Source organism: Ochrovirga pacifica (genome assembly GCF_000220525.1).
GTDB classification, from domain to species: domain Bacteria; phylum Bacteroidota; class Bacteroidia; order Flavobacteriales; family Flavobacteriaceae; genus Ochrovirga; species Ochrovirga pacifica.
The window spans coordinates 1-4,372 of the sequence record NZ_AFPK01000041.1; the positions used below are offsets into that span (position 1 = coordinate 1).

The following is a 4,372-nucleotide window of genomic DNA, read 5'->3' on the forward strand; positions in this document are numbered from 1 at the left end:
TNTTTTTTAGGTTTATAAGTTGATACCCACAAACACTTGATACAAGCTGTTGTATACATCGGTGTCTTCGTAGGCACTTCCTATTCCGTGGTAATAACGCAGTCCTAAAGTAATACCAGGATTTACAGAAACTCCAACACCAGCATTCATTCCCCAGTCAATGGTATTAGGCTCTGTGGTTTCAGTAGTGGTTCCAAAAATTAAATCCGTTTCTTCTTTTTTACTAATGTTTACTCCAACCTGAGGCCCTAACTCAACATACAAAGGTTTTACAATGTATCCTTTAAATATTAAAGGAACTTGAATGTAGTCTAGTTTGATGGTTTGGTTGTTTCCGTTTTTAAACCCTAACTGAGAATATTGGATTTCGGGTTGAAAGGAAACGTGTTTGTTTAGTTGGTGTTCTCCATAAATTCCTACATGAAATCCGTTTCTGTGATCTACATCACCATCTCTTAAAGAAGCTAAGTTATAACCTGCTTTTATTCCAAAATAAGATTCTTTCTCTTCTTGTGCAAAAGCAAAAGTGGTACACAAGGCAACAATCAATAACATTTTAAATTTCATAATATTTTACTTTTAAGATTAAGATGTTCAATATTACAACGAATAAAAAGTGATTTTGTTCTTATTTGCAATAAAAAAGAACTCATTTAATAAAAAACATCCTTGCTTTAAGTGAAACAAGGATGAATAATATTATTCTTCAGAAGCAGGTTTTTTCTTTTTAGGAGTACGAGATTTTACAAACTCTTCTAAAGAAATAGTTCCATTTTTATCTTTATCAATTTTGTCAAAACGCTCTAAGATTTTTTTACCTTCCAATTCTTCTTTGGTTAATTTTCCGTCTTTATTTTTATCAAATTTCTTAAAAACTTGCTCTGGTGATGGTTTTTGTTTTTCTTGAGCCATAATGCTTCCAGCAGATAAGACGATTGCTGCAAATGCTGCGTAAACAATTGTTTTTTGTGTTTTCATTTTTCTTTGTTTTTTTAATGATTGGTTGCGATATGCAAATTTTAACTTTGATATTATTAGCATATTGTAGATTTATTGTTGTAATATGTTATAAAATCGAATCTTAGACCTAGCGTTTAAAAAAAGGTTTAATAGAAATAAAAAAAAATGAAAATATTTTTAGTTGTTTGATTTTAAGAGATAAAAACGTTTAATTTTCTTCTTCGTCTTTGTTTAACAAAGCATTCCATCCTTGAGCAGTTAAAGGTACTGCTTGGTTGGTACCACGGGTAATTAAATTCATTCCGCTTGCCTCATCTGTCATATGCCCAATAACTGTTAAATGTGGGTTTCCTTTAATTTTGTCGTAATCACTTTGTTTGATGGTAAACAACAATTCGTAATCCTCTCCACCACTTAAAGCAACGGTTGTACTGTTCAGTTCAAACTCCTCACAAACCGAAATCACCTGAGGATCTAACGGAATTTTTTCTTCGTACAAATTACATCCTACTTTAGATTGCTGACAAATATGAATAATTTCCGAAGATAAACCATCAGAAATATCAATCATTGCTGTAGGAACTACTTGTAAATCGTTTAAAATTTGAACAATGTCTTTTCTTGCTTCTGGCTTTAGTTGTCGTTCTACCAAATAGGTATAGGCTTCCAAATCAGGTTGGTTGTTTGGGTCTACTTCAAACACTTGTCGTTCTCGTTCCAGTACTTGAAATCCTAAATAGGCAGCTCCTAGGTCTCCGGTTACAACCAATAAGTCGTTTTCTTTAGCGGTGTTTCTGTAGGTAATTTTTTCTTCATTAGCATGTCCTATGGCAGTTACACTAATCAATAAGCCTTTGGTTGATGAGGTGGTGTCTCCTCCAATTAAATCTATGTTGTACTTTTCGCAAGCCAATTGAATACCACTGTACAATTCTTCTACAGCTTCTAGCGGAAAACGGTTAGAAATAGCAATAGAAACTGTAATTTGTTTGGCATCGGCATTCATGGCATATACATCAGATAAATTCACCATAACCGACTTGTATCCTAAATGTTTTAGAGGCATGTAAGCCAAGTTAAAATGAACACCTTCTACTAACAAATCAGTAGAAACTAAGGTTTTTAGACCTTGGGCATCTAGCACTGCACAATCATCACCAATTCCTTTTAAGGTACTGTTGTGGTTTATAGTAAAGTACTGCGTTAAATGTTGTATCAATCCAAATTCACCCAAACTAGCAATGTCCGTTTTTTGTGGGGTTTTATCTTCAAACATAATGTGTATAAATTGAAAGGTTTTGCAAATGAAACTACTAATTAATTAACTAGTAACAAATCAAATGTTTGCAAAGATACGCTTTTGATTGAGGAAGCTTATACAATCATAAATATTATTCATATGGCATATGATTAAAATCATTTTAAAAGTGGTAAATTTGCAGACGTTTCTATATAAACAATTTAAGTAATGATAAAAGTATCAGACACAGCAAGAAAAAAAGTAGTAGAGTTAATGTCCGAAGATGGATACAATGCTACCACTGACTTTGTTAGAGTTGGAGTAAAAAGTGGAGGATGTTCTGGTTTGTCGTACGATTTAAAGTTTGATAAAGAAGAATTGGAAGGGGACAAAGTTTTTGAAGATAATGGGGTGAAGATTATTGTAGATAAAAAAAGTTTTTTATACTTAGTTGGAACCACCTTAGAATATTCAGGAGGGCTTAATGGAACAGGATTTGTTTTTAACAATCCCAATGCCAACAGAACTTGTGGATGTGGAGAGAGTTTTTCGTTATAATACGAAAAAATATCAAATTAGCAAGTTGTAAAAGTACTGCTTTTTTAACTTGCCAATGATTAAGTTATAATGTTGAATGTTGCAGATTAAACTTTATAAACCTTTAACTTTGCAACCTTACAAACGTAAAAAATGAGCAAGTACACCGAAGATGATTTAAGAGAAGAGTTAAAAACACAAGAGTACGAGTATGGATTTTACACGGACTTAGATGCAGATACTTTTCCAAAAGGATTGAATGAGGATATCATTCGTGCAATTTCTGCCAAAAAAGAAGAGCCCGAATGGATGACAGAATGGCGATTGGATGCTTTCCGTAAATGGGAGGCTATGGAAGAACCAGAATGGGCTAATGTAAACTACGAAAAACCAAATTTTCAGGATATTAGTTACTTTTCTGTACCTAAAAAGGCAAAGAAAAAAGAAAGTTTAGACGAAGTAGACCCTGATGTACTAGAAATGTACAACAAGCTAGGGCTTTCTGTAAACGAGCAAAAGCGTTTGCAAAATGTAGCCGTAGACATTGTGGTAGATTCTGTTTCTGTTGCAACTACGTTTCAAAAAACACTTGAAGAAAAAGGAATTATTTTCTGTTCTATTTCAGAAGCAATAAAAAACCATCCAGAATTGGTTAAAAAATATATTGGTTCTGTAGTGCCAAAAACAGACAACTTCTATGCAGCTTTAAATTCAGCAGTATTTACAGACGGATCTTTTTGTTACATTCCAAAAGGAGTTACTTGCCCTATGGAATTGTCTACCTACTTTAGAATTAACGAAAGTGGTACCGGACAGTTTGAAAGAACATTGGTGGTGGCAGATAAAGGATCTTATGTAAGTTATTTAGAAGGGTGTACCGCTCCTAGTAGAGACGAAAATCAATTGCACGCAGCAGTGGTAGAGTTGGTAGCTTTGGATGATGCTGAAATCAAATACTCTACTGTTCAAAACTGGTTTCCAGGAGGAAAAGACGGAAAAGGAGGGGTTTTTAATTTTGTAACAAAAAGAGGAATTTGTGAAAACAATGCCAAAATATCTTGGACACAAGTAGAAACAGGTTCTGCCGTTACTTGGAAATATCCATCCTGTGTATTAAAAGGAGACAATTCGGTTGGAGAATTTTATTCCATTGCAGTTACCAATAACTATCAACAAGCTGATACGGGTACTAAAATGATTCACTTAGGAAAGAATACCAAGAGTACCATTATTTCTAAAGGGATTTCTGCAGGACATTCTCAAAATAGTTACAGAGGATTGGTTAGAGTTAACCCTAAAGCAGAAAATGCTCGTAACTTTTCACAATGTGATTCTTTGTTGATGGGGGATTTATGTGGAGCACATACTTTTCCATATATCGAGGCCAAAAACAAATCGGCACAAATAGAGCACGAAGCTACCACTAGTAAAATTGGAGAAGACCAATTGTTTTACTGTAACCAAAGAGGAATTGATACCGAAAAAGCTATTGCCCTAATTGTAAATGGTTTTAGTAAAGAAGTATTGAACAAATTACCAATGGAGTTTGCAGTAGAAGCTCAAAAACTATTGGAAATTAGTTTAGAAGGAAGTGTTGGGTAACACTAGTTCATAAAGTAGAAGGTTTGTAAAGTT

The 4,372-nt window shown here is 33.7% G+C and carries 5 protein-coding genes; 2 read left to right on the forward strand and 3 right to left on the reverse strand.

Going from position 1 to position 4,372, the window contains the following annotated elements:
- Positions 1–12: 12 nt before the first annotated feature.
- The 3 genes from FS85_RS0108390 to thiL form a co-directional block, all read right to left on the reverse strand.
- The gene (locus tag FS85_RS0108390) at positions 13–567 is read right to left on the reverse strand and encodes a porin family protein (RefSeq protein ID WP_010135740.1); all 555 of its coding nucleotides are present in this window, start codon (positions 565–567) and stop codon (positions 13–15) included.
- Positions 568–699: 132 nt separating this feature from the next.
- Positions 700–978 (reverse strand): EF-hand domain-containing protein, encoded by a 279-nt coding sequence (locus tag FS85_RS15360; RefSeq protein WP_010135741.1) that lies wholly within the window; start codon positions 976–978, stop codon positions 700–702.
- A 190-nt stretch (positions 979–1,168) separates the two neighbouring features.
- Entirely contained in the window at positions 1,169–2,236 is a 1,068-nt protein-coding gene (thiL, locus tag FS85_RS0108400; RefSeq protein WP_010135742.1) for a thiamine-phosphate kinase, read from the reverse strand.
- 192 nt (positions 2,237–2,428) lie between these two features.
- Between thiL and FS85_RS0108405 the strand changes: the two genes are divergently transcribed.
- Complete coding sequence (locus tag FS85_RS0108405) at positions 2,429–2,758, forward strand: HesB/IscA family protein (RefSeq protein WP_010135743.1); 330 nt, start codon at positions 2,429–2,431, stop codon at positions 2,756–2,758.
- 132 nt (positions 2,759–2,890) lie between these two features.
- The gene (gene sufB, locus FS85_RS0108410) at positions 2,891–4,339 is read left to right on the forward strand and encodes a Fe-S cluster assembly protein SufB (protein WP_010135744.1); all 1,449 of its coding nucleotides are present in this window, start codon (positions 2,891–2,893) and stop codon (positions 4,337–4,339) included.
- Positions 4,340–4,372 lie beyond the last annotated feature (33 nt).